This window comes from Streptomyces sp. NPDC037126 (genome assembly GCF_055605965.1).
The window spans coordinates 21,056-38,510 of the sequence record NZ_JBVJTD010000002.1 but is presented as its reverse complement, the minus strand read 5'-3'; the positions used below and the strand labels follow the sequence as shown (position 1 = coordinate 38,510).

At 70.3% G+C, this 17,455-nt stretch carries 12 protein-coding genes; 4 read left to right on the top strand and 8 right to left on the bottom strand.

Annotation, left to right across the window (positions count from 1 at the left end):
- Positions 1 to 12 precede the first annotated feature (12 nt).
- The 4 genes from kdpB (ACZ7FF_RS05155) to ACZ7FF_RS05140 all read right to left on the bottom strand — a co-directional run bounded on the left by kdpB (ACZ7FF_RS05155) (position 13) and on the right by ACZ7FF_RS05140 (position 4,963).
- Positions 13 to 2,145 carry a potassium-transporting ATPase subunit KdpB gene (gene kdpB / locus ACZ7FF_RS05155; RefSeq protein WP_470809638.1) on the bottom strand — a complete coding sequence of 711 codons (2,133 nt, stop codon included), beginning with the start codon at positions 2,143 to 2,145 and terminating at the stop codon, positions 13 to 15.
- Positions 2,145 to 3,809 (bottom strand): potassium-transporting ATPase subunit KdpA, encoded by a 1,665-nt coding sequence (kdpA, locus tag ACZ7FF_RS05150; RefSeq protein ID WP_470809637.1) that lies wholly within the window; start codon positions 3,807 to 3,809, stop codon positions 2,145 to 2,147. Before kdpA ends, kdpB (ACZ7FF_RS05155) begins: the two co-directional genes overlap by 1 nt.
- Positions 3,810 to 3,846: 37 nt before the next feature.
- Entirely contained in the window at positions 3,847 to 3,936 is a 90-nt protein-coding gene (gene kdpF / locus ACZ7FF_RS05145; protein WP_470809635.1) for a K(+)-transporting ATPase subunit F, read from the bottom strand.
- A gap of 508 nt (positions 3,937 to 4,444) precedes the next feature.
- The gene (locus ACZ7FF_RS05140; RefSeq protein ID WP_470809634.1) at positions 4,445 to 4,963 is read right to left on the bottom strand and encodes an adenine nucleotide alpha hydrolase family protein; all 519 of its coding nucleotides are present in this window, start codon (positions 4,961 to 4,963) and stop codon (positions 4,445 to 4,447) included.
- Between the two features lie 499 nt (positions 4,964 to 5,462).
- Between ACZ7FF_RS05140 and ACZ7FF_RS05135 the strand changes: the two genes are divergently transcribed.
- Entirely contained in the window at positions 5,463 to 5,648 is a 186-nt protein-coding gene (locus ACZ7FF_RS05135) for a DUF5808 domain-containing protein (RefSeq protein WP_470809633.1), read from the top strand.
- A gap of 110 nt (positions 5,649 to 5,758) precedes the next feature.
- Here the strand turns inward: ACZ7FF_RS05135 and ACZ7FF_RS05130 are convergent, their stop codons facing one another.
- The 3 genes from ACZ7FF_RS05130 to kdpB (ACZ7FF_RS05120) all read right to left on the bottom strand — a co-directional run bounded on the left by ACZ7FF_RS05130 (position 5,759) and on the right by kdpB (ACZ7FF_RS05120) (position 10,065).
- The gene (locus ACZ7FF_RS05130) at positions 5,759 to 6,535 is read right to left on the bottom strand and encodes a GNAT family N-acetyltransferase (RefSeq protein ID WP_470809631.1); all 777 of its coding nucleotides are present in this window, start codon (positions 6,533 to 6,535) and stop codon (positions 5,759 to 5,761) included.
- 182 nt (positions 6,536 to 6,717) lie between these two features.
- On the bottom strand, positions 6,718 to 7,527 hold the full coding sequence (locus ACZ7FF_RS05125; protein WP_470809629.1) for an SDR family NAD(P)-dependent oxidoreductase: 810 nt from the start codon (positions 7,525 to 7,527) through the stop codon (positions 6,718 to 6,720).
- Between the two features lie 384 nt (positions 7,528 to 7,911).
- Positions 7,912 to 10,065 (bottom strand): potassium-transporting ATPase subunit KdpB, encoded by a 2,154-nt coding sequence (gene kdpB / locus ACZ7FF_RS05120; protein WP_470809628.1) that lies wholly within the window; start codon positions 10,063 to 10,065, stop codon positions 7,912 to 7,914.
- Positions 10,066 to 10,578: 513 nt separating this feature from the next.
- Between kdpB (ACZ7FF_RS05120) and ACZ7FF_RS05115 the strand changes: the two genes are divergently transcribed.
- A complete protein-coding gene (locus ACZ7FF_RS05115) occupies positions 10,579 to 12,087 on the top strand; it encodes a hypothetical protein (protein ID WP_470809627.1) in 1,509 nt (502 codons plus the stop codon).
- Between the two features lie 223 nt (positions 12,088 to 12,310).
- Here ACZ7FF_RS05115 and ACZ7FF_RS05110 read toward each other — a convergent pair whose 3' ends face one another.
- Positions 12,311 to 13,885, bottom strand: coding sequence for a Na+/H+ antiporter (locus tag ACZ7FF_RS05110; protein ID WP_470809626.1), 1,575 nt, complete (start codon positions 13,883 to 13,885; stop codon positions 12,311 to 12,313).
- Between the two features lie 236 nt (positions 13,886 to 14,121).
- Between ACZ7FF_RS05110 and ACZ7FF_RS05105 the strand changes: the two genes are divergently transcribed.
- Positions 14,122 to 16,620 (top strand): sensor histidine kinase, encoded by a 2,499-nt coding sequence (locus ACZ7FF_RS05105; protein ID WP_470809625.1) that lies wholly within the window; start codon positions 14,122 to 14,124, stop codon positions 16,618 to 16,620.
- Positions 16,617 to 17,411: a DUF4118 domain-containing protein gene (locus ACZ7FF_RS05100; protein WP_470809624.1), complete on the top strand. Its 795-nt coding sequence runs from the start codon at positions 16,617 to 16,619 to the stop codon at positions 17,409 to 17,411. The genes ACZ7FF_RS05105 and ACZ7FF_RS05100 overlap by 4 nt, the downstream gene beginning before the upstream one ends.
- The last annotated feature ends 44 nt before the right edge of the window (positions 17,412 to 17,455 follow it).

Genomic DNA, 17,455 nt, shown 5'->3' with positions numbered 1-17,455 from the left:
CCTCCTAGTCGGTCAGTGCAGTCCGGGGACGAACTGGATGATGAGGTCGATGGCCTTGATGCCGACGAACGGCAGCACCAGGCCGCCGAGGCCGTAGACCCAGATGTTGCGGCTGAGCAGCGCGGCCGCCGAGGACGGCCGGTAGCGGACGCCGCGCAGTGCCAGCGGGATCAGCGCGACGATGATCAGCGCGTTGAAGATGATCGCGGAGGAGATGGCCGAGGTCGGGCTGTGCAGGCCCATGATGTTGAGATGGTGCAGCCCTGGGTAGACGCTGGCGAACATCGCGGGGATGATCGCGAAGTACTTGGCTATGTCGTTGGCGATGGAGAACGTGGTCAAGGAACCCCGGGTGATGAGGAGTTGCTTGCCGATCTCGACGATCTCGATGAGCTTGGTCGGGTTGGAGTCGAGGTCGACCATGTTGCCGGCCTCCTTGGCGGCCGACGTTCCGGTGTTCATGGCCACGCCGACGTCCGCCTGGGCGAGGGCCGGGGCGTCGTTGGTGCCGTCACCGGTCATCGCGACGAGCTTGCCGCCGGCCTGCTCCCGCTTGATGAGGGCCATCTTGTCCTCGGGAGTGGCCTCGGCGAGGAAGTCGTCGACGCCCGCCTCCTTGGCGATCGCCTTGGCGGTGAGCGGGTTGTCACCGGTGATCATGACCGTCTTGATGCCCATGCGGCGCAGTTCGTCGAAGCGCTCGCGCATACCGTGCTTGACGACGTCCTTGAGGTGGATCACCCCGAGGATCCGGGCGCTCTCGACCCCTGCTCGCCGGTCCACTTCGCCGACCACCAGCGGCGTGCCGCCCGTGGCGGAGATGCCGTCGACCAGCGGGCCGACCTCGTCGGTGGGATGGCCGCCGTGCTCGCGGACCCAGCGCATCACCGCCGTGGCCGCGCCCTTGCGCAGGGAGCGGTTGTCCAGCTCGTCGTCGAGATCCACTCCCGACATGCGTGTCTGTGCGGTGAACGGGACGAACTCGGCGTGCGCCAGCTCGCCTTCGGTCCGTGCGCGCAGCGCGTGACGCTCCTTGGCGAGGACCACGATCGAGCGCCCTTCGGGCGTCTCGTCGGCGATCGAGGAGAGCTGGGCCGCGTCCGCCAGCGTTTCCAGGTCCACGCCGCTGACCGGCAGGAACTCGGCAGCCTGCCGGTTGCCCAGGGTGATGGTGCCGGTCTTGTCCAGCAGCAGGGTGTTGACGTCGCCGGCGGCCTCCACGGCACGCCCAGACATGGCCAGTACGTTGCGCTGCACCAGCCGGTCCATCCCGGCGATGCCGATCGCGGAGAGCAGCGCGCCGATCGTGGTCGGGATCAGGGCGACGACCAGCGCCACGAGGATGACGATGGACTGCTCGGCGCCGGCGAAGATGGCGAACGGCTGCAGGGTCACCACGGCGACCAGGAAGACGATGGTCAGCGAGGCCAGGACGATGTTGAGCGCGATCTCATTCGGTGTCTTCTGCCGGTCCGCGCCCTCCACCAGCGCGATCATGCGGTCGATGAACGTCTCGCCGGGTTTCGAGGTGATCCGCACCACGATGCGGTCGGAGAGCACCTTCGTCCCGCCCGTCACGGCGGAGCGGTCGCCGCCCGACTCGCGGATCACCGGAGCCGACTCACCCGTGATGGCCGACTCGTCCACGCTTGCGATGCCCTCGACCACATCGCCGTCACCGGGGATGATCTCACCGGCCTCGACCACGACGTGATCACCGAGCCGGAGCTCGGTGCCCAGCACCTCCTCGGTGACCTCCGGTGCGCCGGGCTGCCCGTCATGGATGACACGGCGGGCCATGGTGTCCTTCTTCGTCCGGCGAAGTGTTTCCGCCTGCGCCTTGCCGCGTCCCTCCGCGACCGCCTCCGAGAGGTTGGCGAAGGCCACGGTCAGCCAGAGCCATACGGTGATCACCCAGGCGAAGACGCTCGGGTTCCTGATCGCCGACAGGGTGGTCAGCACCGCGCCCACCTCGACCACGAACATCACGGGGTTCTTGACCATCCGGCGCGGGTTGAGCTTGCGCAGCGCGTCGGGGACGGAGGCGCGCAGCAGCTTGGGGTCAAGCATTCCCGCGGAGACCCGATGGGATTGGGCCTCCGGCGGCCCCTTCGGCGTCTTGGCTTCCAAGGTGGTGGTGGGCATCAGTGCAACCCTTCCGCGAGCGGTCCCAGCGCGAGCGCGGGCAGGTAGGTGAGGCCGACGACGATGAGGATCACGGCGGACAGCAGACCGACGAACTGCGGCCGGTGGGTGGGAAGAGTGCCCGCTGTGACCGGCACCGGCTGCTGCTGGGCGAGCGATCCGGCCAGCGCCAGCACGAACACCATCGGCAGGAAGCGGCCGAGGAGCATCGCGAGTCCTAGTGCGGTGTTGTACCAGACGGTGTTGGCACTCAGCCCGGCGAACGCCGAGCCGTTGTTGTTGGCGGCCGAGGTGAAGGCGTAGAGCACTTCGGAGAAGCCGTGTGGACCGTGGTTGAGCATCGCCGCCCGCTCACCCGGCAGAGCCATCGCCACACCCGTGCCGACCAGCACGATCGCCGGGGTGGTGAGGATGTACAGGGAGGCGTACTTCATCTCCCGGCCGCGCAGTTTCTTGCCCAGGTACTCGGGGGTGCGGCCGACCATGAGGCCGGCGATGAAGACCGCCACGACAGCCAGGATCAGGATGCCGTAGAGGCCGGATCCGGTGCCGCCGGGCGCGATCTCGCCGAGCATCATGTTGAAGATCGTCAGGCCGCCGCCGCCCGGCGTGTACGAGTCGTGGAAGGAGTTGACCGCCCCGCAGGACGTCAGGGTCGTGGACACGGCGAACAGGGCCGAGGCCCAGATCCCGAAGCGCTGCTCCTTGCCCTCCATCATCCCGCTCGCCGCCTGTCCGGCCGAACTGCTCACGCTGTGCAGCTCGTTGACGGTGACGATGGCCACCGAGGAGGCCCAGATCAGCGCCATCACGGCCACGATGGCGTAGCCCTGCCGCTTGTCACCGACCATCGTGCCGAAGGTGCGCGGCAGCGAGAAGCCGATCACCAGCAGTAGGTAGATCTCCAGCCAGTTGGTGAACGGGTTGGGGTTCTCGAAGGGGTGAGAGGAGTTTGCGTTGTAGAACCCGCCGCCGTTCGTGCCGAGTTCCTTGATGGCCTCCTGGGAAGCGACCGGGCCGCCGGGGATGGATTGGTGCTGTCCGGCGATGGTGGTGATCGACTCGAAGCCGTGGAAATTCTCGATCGTGCCCGCGGCAACCAGCACGACGGCCATGACCAGCGAGATCGGCAGCAGTACCCGCAGCACGACCCTGGTGAGGTCCTGCCAGAAGTTGCCGACCCGGTCGGTCTTCTTCCGAGTGAAGCCGCGGATCAGGGCGGCGACCACGGCGATTCCGACCGCCGCCGAGACGAAGTTCTGCACCGCCAGACCCGCCATCTGCACCAGATGGCCCAGGGCCGACTCGCCCGAGTAGTTCTGCCAGTTGGTGTTGGTGACGAAGGAGGCGGCGGTGTTGAAGGACAGGGCGGGAGCGACTGGCCTCATGCCGAGGGAGAGCAGGAGATGGCTCTGCAGCCGCAGGAAGCCGTAGAGAAACAGCACCGAGACCACGGAGAACGCGAGCACGCTGCGCAGATAGCCGGGCCACGTCTGCTCGGCGTCCGCGTCCACGCCGCCGGCCCGATAGAGCAGGCGCTCCGCGCGCCAGTGATCGGGGGAGGTGAGGACATGGGCCATGTAGTCGCCGAGCGGGCGGAAGGTCAGGGCCAGCGCACCGACCAGGGCGATGATCTGCAGCCAGCCCGCGAGAGTGGCGTTCATGGAGAACCTCTCCAGCCACGGTCCGTGTAGGACGCAGCTAGAACTTCTCGGGGAAGATCAGGCACAGGACCAGGTAGATCACCAGGCAGACGGCGACGACCAGGCCGACGACGTTGTCCAGGCTCACAGCCGGCTCACCCCCTTGGCGATCAGAGCGATCAGGGCGAACGCTGCGATGACGAGAACGATGAATCCGAGATCCGGCATGTGTGACACCCCCGTGGCGACGACGGGAAGGGGATGCTCGGCTGCAGTGCGGCGATGTGGCCGCAAGGAAAAGGTGGTGCCGTAAAAGCACCGGCTCATTCAGCACAGTCGCAGGCCGGCCGTTTGGCGAGTGTCATTAGCGGATTTGTGATGACTACGGCCACTTCTTTGATGAGTCCTTGACGCGCAGCGACTCGCTCCGGTCAAGGGCCATCCGCGCTGATCGGTTGGCGCGCGTATGGCGGGCTCCTGCCGGAACGGCTGTCCTGCGGGAGGCGGTGCAGTGGCGCGTGCTCCCTTCCGTCCATGCCCGCCACAGGGACGCTGTCGTCAGGTGGCCGCCGGATCTCCTTCGGCCTGGATGCTGTCGTGTTCGTATTGCGACCCTGCCGTTCCAGACCGCCGTAGTGGGCAACATCCGGACCTCACTACCGCTGCCCGACGTGTGAATGTATGGCTGAGCGCTCGCCGAAAATCACCATGGCGTTGGCGAGCGCCAGAGGCCCGACGGAGGCCCGGTAGTGGTGCCCGCACAGGAAGAGGTCCACCGCGTGCCGGTCGCCGGTCGGCAAGACTGCCTTGACCATCGGTGGGGCCGAGCAGCAGCAGGCGCGCTCGGGCCACATCTTTCTATCGCCCGGTTTTACCGAGCGGGCCAGTTCGACAGGTGGATCGTGCGTGACGCCCCATGGCTGGTCCCGGGCCTGCGGATGCAACGGCTCGCTGGTGGCGGCGACTGGAACGAATCGCTGCGGGGGGACGGCCAGCACGGGGCAGACGGCGTGTGCGGAGCAGTAGCGGCGGGTGGAGCGCAGGAACCAGCGCCACGGCCAAAGGCACCGCAGCCTGCGAATAGGTGCCTGGCCCACCACGAGCAGGTCGTCGTTGTAGTGCGCGGTGGCCACGAGCACCTCGCCGGGTGAGCCCATGGATGCGACCACCTGCACTCGCATACCGTGCGGAATGCCGCCGACCGCCTGGCCGAAGGCCCGCCGTATGGCATCTCTCTCGCTGCTCGCGGGCGGCCTGCAACTGCTGCCAGGACGGCGAGGACGACTCCGAGGGGCCAACCGGCCACCCGACCGGCCTGCCTCGCCAGGTCGCGTAGGGGCACTGCGGCTCGTAGACACGTACGGCGATCAGTTCCCGGCCCGCGAGTTGAGCCTGAGCCACCGCGGCACGCAAGGCCCCCAATCCGGCCGAGGAGTCGTCCACTCCCACGACGACCCGTCCGGCAGCCGGCTTCGTCATGGCGGATCACCATCCCTCGACCCCATGGCGGTCCTCGAGGATCGGCAAGGTGAGGAGCGGGAGTTTCCTGGACACTGACGGCTCCCTGTTTCCGTGGCGGTCGTTGGCTGGTGCTGTAACCGAAAACCGCACCGGCGGGTGATGTCTCTTGGGGAGTAGGTTCACTCCCGCGAGTCGGGTATCGGGAGGCGGGACGTGAACTGGGACGACGATCGCCACTGGCATGGAATTTTCTACGTCAACAGAGATGATCCACGGCTCGCCGTACCCAAGCGCGTCGGTTGGGGCCGGACCATGAACTTCGGCCATCCGATCGCCTGGATCTGGACCATCGGCGCACCCGTCGCCATGGGAGTGATCGTCTACCTGAGTAAGCGTTGACGCTACGGTGCTGCCCACCCGGCAGGAGCCTGGTGACCTGTTTCGTGGAGCAGCCGGCTTTGACGTTCGGTCATGGCTGCCGAGACTGGCGGGGGTGTCGGGTCACAGCCCTAGGCACTGAGCCGATGGTGTGACGCGGGGCTCCCCACCGCATAGTGAACGTACTCGCGGACGAGGCGGAAGCCGGCGTGCCAGGCCAGGAGGCGGCTGGGGCGGTTGTGGAGGGAGCAGTTCCAGCTGGGTGTGTGGCCGCGGGCGGTGATGTCCGCGCACAGGGCGGTGACGCAGGCCAGGGCGAGGTGGTGGCGCCTGTGGTCGAGGACGGTGTGGACGGCAACGTCCTCGTGGCCGGTGCCGCGGAAGTAGGTGCAGGCCACTGCCTGGATGCGGCCGGTGCGGCCCACCGCGGCCCAGGCGTGGCCGGAGGCGGCGAGGCCGCGTGGTCCGCCCCAGCTGGCCGAGAGCCAGGAGGCGTCCGGGCCGAGTTCCTGCACCGCGTCGGTGTCCGCCGGCTCCAGACGCCGTATGGTCACCGCGTGTGGGACCGTCGCGGACTGTGGCGTGGCCTGGAGGGTCCAGATCATGCGCTCCCACGGGGTGAGCCGGTCGAAGGCGGCGCCGAGGGCGGGCAGGAACCGTGCCGGGGCTTCGACCCGGTTGCCGGCCAGCGGGGCGAGGAGTTCCGGTGTCAGTTCTTCCGGGCTGCCGCGCAGTACGACGTGGCCGGCGCAGGAGACGGCGACCGTGCTCGGCTGGACGGGCCGGTCGGCCCACCAGCGGCCGATGCCGGTGGCCAGCACGTGCTCGCCGATCGTGGCGGGACCCGGGGAGTGCGTGGGGAACCAGCGCGCAAGCGCCCGTTTGTCCGGCGGTGAAATCTCGATCATCGACGCCTCATGGGTGGGGGAGACGGGATACGGATGAGCGGGCGACCGGAGGAAGGCTGTCCCCTGTCGCCCGCCCTGCTGCCGCGCTCGGTCAGCTCTGGCCGGCCTTGCCGCCGTGGTTGGCCTTCTTCTTGCGGGCGCGCTTGGACATGTACGTCAACTCCTCTGAGAGCGGGGGTTCTTCAAGCGGTGCGGCCGACCAGCAGGTCCGCCAGCTTGTTCAGGCGCTTGACCGTGCGGTCCTCGGTCGCGGCCGGGGCCGGGTCGGCGCGCTCGTCGCGGTCGTAGTAGGCGCCGTTGACGATCTCGACGGCCGGGTCGCACAGCCGGACCACGTGCCCCGCACCCTCGGAAGCCGAGACGCCCTCTTGGGAGTAGAGCGGCAGCAGTGCGGTGTCGCAGACGCCCGGGTGGACGGAGACGGCGGTGACGCGCGGGTCGGCGGCGAAGACCGTGAGGGCGAGCTGGGACTGGGCGTAGGCGGCGAGGCGGGAGTAGCGGCGGGCGCGGTTGGGGTCCGTCCAGCTGATGGAGGCCGTGCGGTGCAGGGAGGAGGAGACGTTGACGACGCGGCCGCCCGGGTCGCTGGTGAGCGCCGGCTCCAGCAGGCACGTCAGCAGGTAGTGGGCGAGGAAGTTGACCTGGAAGGCGATCTCGTTGCCGTCGGCGGTGACCGTGTGGCGCTCCGGGGCGGCCATGCCCGCGTTGTTGACGAGGACGTCCAGGTGCGGGTGCTCGGCGACGACCCGCTGGGCGAGCATCTCCACCTCGTCCAGACGGGCGAAGTCCGCTGCGTACGCGCACAGTTGGCTGGCTCGGACACCCGCGGTGGCAACGAGGGCGTCGGCGGCGGCGCGCGCTTCCTCGGCGGTGCGGCCGTGCAGCAGCACGGTGGCGCCGCGCTCGGCGAGCTGTCGGGCGGTCTCGTGGCCGATGCCGGAGGTGGCGCCGGTGACCAGGACGGTACGGGAGGAGAGGGCTGAGTTGGACATGATCCCATCCGGGGTTGCAGGCACGTCGGCACGGCCCGGTGAGGGGCGGTGTGCGTGCGGGGTAGACAGGTGAACGAGGGGCGCCGGGAGCCGATCGCGGCGCCCCTCCGGTCACGGAAAGCGGCGTCGGCGGGACGCGGCGTCAGCGGGCACGGCGTCGGCGGGACGCGATGCCGGCAGAACGTGGGCGCTTCCGGTCAGCGTGGCGCACGACGCGGTGGCCGAGCGGGACTCGGCGGCCGGTCGAAGAGAAGCCAGGCGCTGTTCACGAGATCCATGGAAGCTGTCCCGCAGCCGCCGGGCAAGCCGGAACGCCGGTCTCTGACGGGGCTCTGACGTGCGCATACGGGACCTTGACGGGCGAGCCATGCGGATGCGCGGGGTTCAGCCAAGGCCGGGCACCTGTGAGATCAGCAGGTCGATCAGCTTGATGCCGACGAAGGGCAGGACGAGTCCGCCGAGGCCGTAGACGAGCAGGTTGCGGCGCAGCAGGTCGAGGGCGGAGGCCGGGGTGTAGCGCACGCCGCGCAGGGCCAGCGGGATCAGGGCGACGATGATCAGCGCGTTGAAGATGATCGCGGAGGTGATCGCGGAGGTCGGGCTGTGCAGGCCCATCACGTTGAGCGATTCCAGACCGGGGTACGAGCCCGCGAACATCGCCGGGATGATGGCGAAGTACTTCGCCACGTCGTTGGTGATGGAGAAGGTTGTCAACGCCCCGCGTGTGATGAGGAGTTGTTTGCCGATCTCGACGATTTCGATGAGCTTGGTGGGGTTGGAGTCGAGGTCGACCATGTTGCCGGCCTCCTTGGCGGCCGAGGTTCCGGTGTTCATCGCCACGCCGACGTCGGCTTGGGCCAGCGCGGGGGCGTCGTTGGTGCCGTCACCGGTCATTGCGACCAGCTTGCCGCCCTCCTGCTCGCGTTTGATCAGCGCGAGTTTGTCCTCGGGGGTGGCCTCGGCGAGGAAGTCGTCGACGCCCGCCTCCTCGGCGATGGCCTTCGCGGTCAGCGGGTTGTCGCCGGTGATCATCACCGTGCGGATACCCATGCGGCGCAGTTCGGCGAAGCGTTCGTGGATGCCGTCCTTGACGACGTCCTTGAGGTGGATGAGTCCGAGGACACGCGGCCCGTCCCAGTCGTGCACCGCCACCAGCAACGGTGTGCCGCCGAATGCGGCCACGGCGTCGGCGTACCGCCGTGCCTCGGGCGGTACCTGGCCGCCGTACATCTGCACCCACTCGATCACCTGCTGCGCGGCGCCCTTGCGGATGGCGCAGACGGCGCCGTTGTTCCAGCGCAGGTCGACGCCGCTCATCCGGGTCTCGGCGCTGAAGGCGACCCAGCGGGCGTTCGCCAACTCACCCTCGGCAGGCGCCCGCAGCCCGTACCGCTCCTTCGCCAGGACGACGACGGAGCGGCCCTCCGGAGTCTCGTCGGCCAGGGAGGAGAGCTGGGCGGCATCCACCAGCTGCCGTGCGTCGATACCGGGCAGCGGCACGAACGCGGCTGCCTCGCGATTGCCCAGGGTGATGGTGCCGGTCTTGTCCAGCAGCAGGGTGTTCACATCACCCGCAGCCTCGACCGCCCGGCCGGACATGGCGAGCACGTTGCGCTGCACCAGCCGGTCCATGCCCGCGATGCCGATCGCGGACAGCAGGGCCCCGATCGTCGTCGGGATGAGCGTGACGAGCAGCGCGACCAGCACGGTCGTCGACTGCGCGGCACTCGCGTACTCGCCCATCGGCTGCAGGGCGACCACGACCAGGAGAAAGATGATCGTGAGCGAGGCCAGGAGAATGTTGAGAGCTGTCTCGTTCGGGGTCTTCTGCCGGGAGGCGCCCTCGACCAGCGCGATCATGCGGTCCAGGAAGCTGTGACCGGGGCGGGCGCTGACCCGGACCAGGATCCGGTCGGACAGGACCGTGGTACCGCCCGTGACCCCGCTGCGGTCGCCGCCTGCCTCCCGGATCACGGGGGCCGACTCACCGGTGACCGCCGACTCGTCCACCGCGGCCACGCCTTCGACCACGTCGCCGTCCGCCGGGATCATCTCGCCCGCCTCGACGAGCACGACGTCCAGTGGTTTCAGGTCGGTGGCGGCCACGGCTTCCGTGCGGGCGGTGGCGAGGTTCGTGCCGTAGCTCCAGTGCAGCAGCCGTAGCGCCACCGTGTCCGTGCGGGCCCGGCGCAGCGACTCGGCCTGTGCCTTGCCGCGGCCTTCGGCGACCGCCTCGGCGAGGTTGGCGAAGACGACCGTCAGCCACAGCCACAGGCTGATGACCCAGGTGAAGACGGCTGGGTGCAGTAACGCCGACAGCGTCGTGAGGACGGCGCCGACAGAGACGACGAACAGCACCGGGTTCTTCACCAGGACCCGCGGATGCAGCTTGCGCACCGCTTCGGGGAAGGAGCGGACGAGCTGGGCGGGCTCGAACAACCCGCTCGGCGCGCGCCGCCTCGTTCTTCCCCCCGCTCCGGTTCGGGGTGCGCGTTCGGGGCGTGATGGCGGGGCCTGCTCGGGGGCAGCGGGAAGCATGGACACCTTCGTGCCTTGACGGTGGACAGGGACTGTGGCCAGGGTCCGTGCGGTGCCGGGGCCCCGGCACCGCACGGTGGCGCACGAGCGCCGGCGATGAGGCGACGACAGAACGCCGTGCGCGGATGCGCGCCCCTCGGACACGCACCGGACCGCCTTCGCCTCAGGGCGGAGTGGGGACTCCGCTCATCGTGCGGGGCCACTGACGTCCGCGGCCCCGGCGGCGGCCGACAGCGAATCTAGTCCCGCTCGCTGCTTCGGACGGTGCGAAGGACACCGAATTTGCGGCACTCATACGGCGCCACGAAGGCCGACGTCAAAGTGCCGTCAAACAGGGCTGATTCGCCATCAGGGAGCCGTCAAGGCGAGCCGGGGTGGCTGATTTTCGGTCGCAGACTGATCGGCAACGGGGGACGGGCGACCGTCCGTGGCGGTGACGTTGGAGGGACCGTGACTCTCACGGCCGGATCAGCGCAGGGTCCTCGGACCGGGCAAGGAGCACCGCCACGGACAGTGGTCGCCCAACCCGGGGGCAGCCCCGGACCGCGAAGACGAGGGTATTCGCGGACGGCCGGACCGGGTCCGGGGCTGCGCCTGGGGCAGCGGGCAGCGGCCGCGCGGGCCGCTCTGCGCCGCCGCTTCCGGGCCACCGTGCCCGCGCGGCTGCGCCTCCTGCGCGCGGCCACGCTCCTGCTCGCCACCGCCGCGGCGGCGCTGCTGCTCGTCGCCGGGCTCGCCGCGAACGGCACCTGGGACAGCGTCGCCGGACGGGACGCGCCGCGCACCACCAGCGCCGCCGACCTCAACCTCGCCCTGAACGACATGGACGCGCAGGCCGCCAATATCCTGCTGTCCAATGGCGATGCGGGGAAGGGGCGCCTGCAGACCCCGTACGACAAGGCGGTCGGCTTCTACGGCAGCTCCCGGCGCGAGATCGGCCACGACCTGCGGACCCTCGCCGTCGCGGCCCAGGGCGACCGGGCCGACGAGAAGACCGTCGAGAACCTCACCGACGACTTCGCCGAGTACCAGGAGCTGATCGGCCGCGCCCTGGAGAACGACGGGCACACCGGCGGCAAGCCGGCCGCCCTGGCCGACTACCGCAAGGCGACCGACCTGCTGCAGGGCAAGCTACTGCCCGAGTCCCGAACCCTGGTGGCCTCCAACGACCGTGCCTTCGACGCGGAGTACACCGCCGCCCGCTCGACCCTCGCCGCACAGCTGGCGGCCACCGCCGCGCTGAGCCTGCTCCTGCTGGCTGTCCTCGGTCTCCTCCAGTGGTACCTGGCCCGGCGCTTCCACCGGATCCTGAACCCGCCGCTCCTCGCCGGCGCACTGTGCACCGTGCTCGCGGTGATCCTCGGCGCGCAGATGCTGACCTCTTCGTCCGACGATCTGAGCGGCGCCCGCCGAGACGCCTTCGACTCCGTCGTCGCCCTCTCCCGCGCGCGGGCCATCGCCTATGACGCCAACGCCGACGAGAGCCGCTACCTGCTCGACCCGCAGCGCCGCGACCAGTACGCGCGCTCGTTCCTCGCCAAGTCCCAGCAGCTCTACGGCATACGAGGCGCGACCCTCGACACGTACGACGACGGGCTGTCCACCAGCTGGCGGGCGTACGAGACCGATCACCACGACCTGCGCTTCACCGGAGAGTTCCGGCGCGAGCTGGACAACATCACGTTCCCCGGGGAACGTGCCGCGGCCGAGCGGACCGTGGACACGTACGCCGTCTACCAGCGCGACGACCGCAAGATCCGCGCCCTGCTGGCGGCTGGGAAAGAACGCGAGGCGGTGGAGTTCTGCATGGACTGGAAGCCGGACACCTCCAACGCCCACTTCGGCGCGTGGATGGCCGCCCTGGACAAGGTGACGGACATCAACCGCGCCCACTTCACCTCGTCGGTGCGGGACGGCCGCTCGGCCGTGAGCGACCTGCTGCCCTGGGCGGCCGGCCTGCTCCTCGCAGCCATGGCGCTCACCGCGCTGGGGCTGCGACCGCGGCTGGCCGAGTTCCGCTGAGCGGTCGTCCGACGGTCGGCTGGGTCCGGCGGGTCAGGAGCACCACGGCCGCCAGGATCCCGGCGAGCATCCTGAAGCGCATGGGCCGGGCCAGGAAACCCGTCGGGCGGCGGGGTGCATGTCCACAGCAGCCGCGCGACCTCCCCGATGTCACACGCGATCACGAGCAGGACGACGCATCGGCACCGGTCAGATCCACTCGAAGCGCACCGGCCAACTGCTCTCAGCCGTCCGCCAGTCGTGTCTCTTCCAGGTCCAGGGACCGCTGGAGGCGGCGACGGGTGGTGTCGCTGATGCGGTGGGCGTCGTACAGGCTTTGCAGCTCCGACGTCTCGACGGCGATCAGGTCGCGGCGCAGCTGGCGGTAGACGAGGTCGGCCGATTCGGTGGCCGCAGCGGTGCCGTTGCTCTCGGCGAGGCGGTCGCGAGCGTCTTCCAGTCGGGCGTTCAGGCCGCGGCGCAGCCGGTCGAGGACGATGTCGGGGACGGCCTCCAGTTCGGCCAGCTCCTCAAGGCGGGCGAGGCCAGCGTGGGCGAGGTGGGAGCGGGCCTCGGTCTCCTCGCGTTCGGTGTGGGCGGGCTCCAGGGCGATGCCGGAGGCGCGGACGACCGGGGCGAGGGTGAAGCCCTGTCCGACGAGGGTGACCACGACGACCGAGGTGGTCAGGACCAGGACCAGCGGCCGGTCGGTGAGGGGTGTGCCGTTCTTGGCGATCTCGGGGATGGACAGGGCGGCGGCCAGCGGCATCACGCCGCGCGTCCCTGCCCAGGTCAGCACCATCGGCAGCCGCCAGTTGAGGCGGCCGATGCCGCCCTTGCGCTGGACGACCGCGGACAGTGGCGCGATCCAGAGCAGGCGAACGGTGACGAGGGTGGCGGCGACGGCGAGGGCGTACAGCGGCCAGGCCCGGTCGCTGTGGGCCAGCGCCCGGACCTCGCCGGGCAGCGCCAGACCGATCAGCGAGAAGACGACGCTCTCCAGAAGGAACACCACCGTGCCGTAGACGGCGTGCAGCTGGAGTCTGATGCGGGCGTTGGTGAGTCGGTCCCCCCGGCCACCGAGGATCACTCCGGCCACCACGCAGGACGTCACTCCGGAGGTGTGCGCGGCCTCCGCCAGCAGGTAGGAGGCGTACGGGGTGACGAGTGCTATCACCGTCTCCAGGACCGGGTCCTCGGTGCGGCGCCGGATCAGCGTGATGACTCCGGCGACCGCCGCTCCGATCACCGTGCCGCCGCCGGCCAGCAGCAGGAACTGGCCGCCCGCCGCCCCCCAGTTCGCGGCGGCCGAGGCGATCGCGATGCCTGCCGCCACCCGGACCAGCACCAGCGAGGTCGCGTCGTTGAACAAGCTCTCCGCCTGGACGAGGACCTGCACCTTGGGCGGCAGGGCCAGCCGGCGGCCGAGCGCCGTCACGGCCACCGGGTCGGTGCTGGCCAGCACCGCGCCCAGCACGAACGCCATCTGCCAGGAGAGCGGCGTGACCCAGGCGGCCACCGCGGCGACGGCCGCGGCCGAGGCGAGGACCAGCCCTATCGCGAGGATCCCGACCGGCTTCCACACCGCCCGCAGCTCACGCCAGGGCATCTCCTCGGCGCTCGCGTACAGCAGCGGCGGCAGGACGACCAGGCCGATGATCTCGGGGCTGATCTCGATCTGGGGGGTTCCCGGCAGCAGTGCCACCGCGAGGCCGGCGACGACCAGCAGGGAGGGGGCGGGGATGCGCCAGCGGCGGGCGAAGGTCGCCACCACGGTGGCCAGAATGACCAACGCGAGTACCGTGCCGACGCTCCGCATGCCGTCCTCCTGGGACTGAAAGGGGAGCCACCCTGGCTCCCCTGCCGACCAGACTTCCCGGCACACCGCCTTCACCCTATCGGCCCAGGTCACGCCAAGACAGTGTCAAGGTCACCGGGATAAGCGCCAAGGAAGCGCTAACACGCATCCCACACGGCCCTCGGAAGAGCTTCCGTAGGAACAGCCCCTTAAAGAGTGGGGGAAGTTGATCCACTGAGCGGAGCGCGTCGGCGGCGATGAGTGACGTACGGCCCGGACGACTGAAGGTCTACCTCGGGGCGGCCCCGGGGGTCGGCAAGACCTACCGGATGCTCGACGAGGGGCGGCGCCGTGCCGCCCGCGGGGCGGACGTGGTGGTGGGCTTCGTGGAGTGCCACGGCCGCCCGCACACGGAGGCGATGCTCGACGGCCTGGAGGTCGTCCCCCGTGCGTCCTGCACCTATCGCGGCGGGGGCTTCCAGGAGATGGACCTGGCAGCGGTGCTCGCCCGGCGCCCGCAGGTGGCGATCGTCGACGAGATCGCGCACAGCAACATCCCGGGCGAGGGCCGCAACGCCAAGCGGTGGCAGGACATCGACGCCCTTCTCGCCGTCGGCATCGACGTGATCACCGCAGTGAACATCCAGCACCTGGAGTCCCTCAACGACGTCGTCGAGAAGATCACCCGTGTCCCGCAGCATGAGACGGTGCCCGACGAGGTCGTACGCCGGGCCTGGCAGATCGAGCTGGTGGACATGCCCCCCGAGGGGCTGCGGCGGCGGATGGCGCACGGGAACATCTACGCCCCGGAGAAGATCGACGCGGCCCTCGCGAACTACTTCCGGCCCGGCAATCTGACCGCGCTGCGGCAGCTGGCGCTGCTGTGGGTGGCGGACCGGGTGGACGAGGCGCTGCAGGAGTACCGCTCGCAGCACGGCATCGGCGGTGTGTGGGAGACCCGGGAGCGGGTGGTCGTCGCCCTGACCGGAGGGCCGGAAGGGGACACGCTGGTACGGCGGGCCGCCCGGATCGCCGCGCGGTCGGCCGGCGGCGATCTGCTCGCGGTGCACGTGGCCCGCAGCGACGGCCTGGCAGGCGGCGTTTCGGCCGCGTCCCTGGCCCGTCAGCGCAGGCTGGTGGAGGACCTCGGCGGCAGCTATCACTCGGTGGTCGGCGACGACGTGGCCACGGCGCTGGTGGAGTTCGCGCGCGCCGAGAACGCCACCCAGCTGGTGCTCGGCACCAGCCGACGTGGCCGGCTGCAGAGGTTCCTGACCGGGCCCGGCACGGGGGAGACCGTGACGGAGCTGTCCGGCGACATCGACGTCCACCGCGTCACCCATGAACGGGCCGGACGCGGCACCCTGCTGCCGTCCCGGCGGCGCACGCTGTCCACGGCCCGGCTGATCGCCGGACCGGTGACCGGCCTCGTGCTGCCCGTGCTGCTCACCGCCGGACTCGCCCAGCTGCGCGGCACGCTGGACCTGACCAGCGAGGCACTGCTGTTCCTGCTGGCCGTGGTGGGCGTGGCCTGCATAGGCGGGGTCGCCTCGGCGGTGATCGCGTCGGTGACGGCATCGCTGCTGCTCAACTACTGGTTCGTCCCACCCATCGGATCCTTTACCCTGCACGACGCGAACGCCTTGCTGGCGCTGGCCGTGTTCGCGGTCGTCGCGGCCACCGTGGCCGCCGTCGTCGACCGCTCCCTACGGCTGTCCCGGCGCTCGGCGCGGGCCACTGCCGAGGCGGAGACGATGTCGTCGCTGGCCGGGACGATCGTGCGCGGGGAGGCGACGATCCCGGCCCTGCTGGAGCGGACGCGGGAGACCTTCGGCATGGAGTCGGCCGAGCTGGCGGACGAGCCACCTGATTCCGACGGCGCCACCGTGGTGCCGGCCGGTGCGGGAACGTACCTGGTGCTGCGCGGCCGTACCCTCTCCTCCTCCGAGCGGCGGGTGCTGGCCGCGTTCGCCGCGCACGTCAACTCCGCCGTGGAGCGGGCCCGCCTCGCCGAGGCGGCGGCCGAGGTCGAGCCCGTGAAGGCCGCCGACCGGCTGCGCACGGCCCTGCTGCGGGCCGTCGGCCACGACTTGCGCACTCCGCTCGCCGCGGGCTGGGCCGCCGTCACCTCACTGCGCAGCCGGGACGTCGCCTTCTCCGAGGAGGACCGCGACGAGCTCCTCGCCACCGCCGACGAGTCCATGGCCAAGCTCAACCGCCTGGTGGAGAACCTCCTGGACCTCAGCCGTCTGGAGGCCGGCGCCCTCGCTCTCGACCTGCGGGCGACCTCCCTGGAGGAGGTCCTGCCCATGGCGCTGGTCGACGTGCCGGAGGTCGAGGTCGCCGACGTCGAGGACATCCCGGCCGTGCTGGCCGACCCGCCGCTGCTCGAACGCGTGATCGCCAACCTGGTCGGCAACGCCGCCCGCCACACCCCACCGGGGCAGAAGGTGATGGTCACTGCCAGCGCCCTGGCCGGCCAGGTCGAGCTGCGAGTCGTGGACCGAGGGCCGGGGCTGCCGCAGACCGGCCGGGAGCGGATCTTCGAGCCCTTCCAGCGGCTCGGCGACACCGACAACACCACAGGACTCGGCCTCGGCCTGGCCCTCGCCCGGGGCCTGACCGAGGCGATGAACGGCACCCTCAGCCCCGAGGACACGCCCGGCGGCGGCCTTACGATGGTCGTGTCGCTGCCGATCTCCGACCAGAGCGTAGGGGCCGAACCCACCGAGCAGAGCGCAGGAGGTGCGCGATGAGCACGGATACAGGCGCCTGGAGGCTCCACCGCACACGCACTCCCGCTCACCCCTGGCCACTCAGGGACCGGCTCGCCCTGGCGGCCGGCCTGGGCGCCCCGTTCCTGGTGGCGCTCGCCCTCGTCCCGTTCCGTACGAGCCTGTCGCACACGAACGCCGCCCTGATCCTCGTCGTGGTGGTCGTGGCGGTGGCCGCACTGGGCAGCCGCACCGCGGGTGTGGTCGCGGCCCTGTCGGCCGCGGCCTGGTTCGACTTCTTCCTCACCCGGCCGTACCAGACCTTCGACATCAACGCCTCGGCGGACATCGAAACGGCGGTACTGCTGCTGGTCGTCGGCGTGATCGTCTCCCAGCTCGCGGCCCACGCACGCCGACTGGAAGTCATGGCCGTGACCGACGCGGACCATCTCGCGCGCATCCACCGGACCGCCGCGTTGGCCCAGTCCGCCAACTCGGCGGACACCGTGGTCGATCACGTGCGCACCGAACTGACGGACCTGCTCGGCCTGCGCGCCTGCCGCTTCGAGTACGGCAGCCTGGTAGGCAGGCCGGCGCGTCTGGAGAAGGACGGCAGCGTGACGGTCGGCCGGCGCAGCTGGAACCCCGACACCGACGGCTGGCCCGAGGGCGAGATCGAACTCCGGGCGTACGGCAACGGCCGTTACCTCGGCCGCTTCATGCTCACCCCCGGCCCGGGCGCCGTGCCCCCGCTCCAGGCGCGGCTGGTCGCCGTCACCCTGGCCGACCAGACCGGCGCCGCGCTGGACACGGCAGGGCCGGTACGCGGGTGATGAGGCAAGCTCGGCGGATTCCCTGACGGGATCCTGACGCCGGA

Excerpts from the sequence above, each read along its gene's own strand:
- ACZ7FF_RS05130 (WP_470809631.1), bottom strand. The coding sequence starts at position 6,535 with ATGATCGAGATTTCACCGCCGGACAAACGGGCGCTTGCGCGCTGGTTC.
- ACZ7FF_RS05125 (WP_470809629.1), bottom strand. The coding sequence starts at position 7,527 with ATGTCCAACTCAGCCCTCTCCTCCCGTACCGTCCTGGTCACCGGCGCC.
- ACZ7FF_RS05105 (WP_470809625.1), top strand. The coding sequence starts at position 14,122 with ATGAGTGACGTACGGCCCGGACGACTGAAGGTCTACCTCGGGGCGGCC.
- kdpA (WP_470809637.1), bottom strand. The coding sequence starts at position 3,809 with ATGAACGCCACTCTCGCGGGCTGGCTGCAGATCATCGCCCTGGTCGGT.
- kdpB (WP_470809628.1), bottom strand. The coding sequence starts at position 10,065 with ATGCTTCCCGCTGCCCCCGAGCAGGCCCCGCCATCACGCCCCGAACGC.
- kdpB (WP_470809638.1), bottom strand. The coding sequence starts at position 2,145 with ATGCCCACCACCACCTTGGAAGCCAAGACGCCGAAGGGGCCGCCGGAG.
- ACZ7FF_RS05100 (WP_470809624.1), top strand. The coding sequence starts at position 16,617 with ATGAGCACGGATACAGGCGCCTGGAGGCTCCACCGCACACGCACTCCC.
- ACZ7FF_RS05110 (WP_470809626.1), bottom strand. The coding sequence starts at position 13,885 with ATGCGGAGCGTCGGCACGGTACTCGCGTTGGTCATTCTGGCCACCGTG.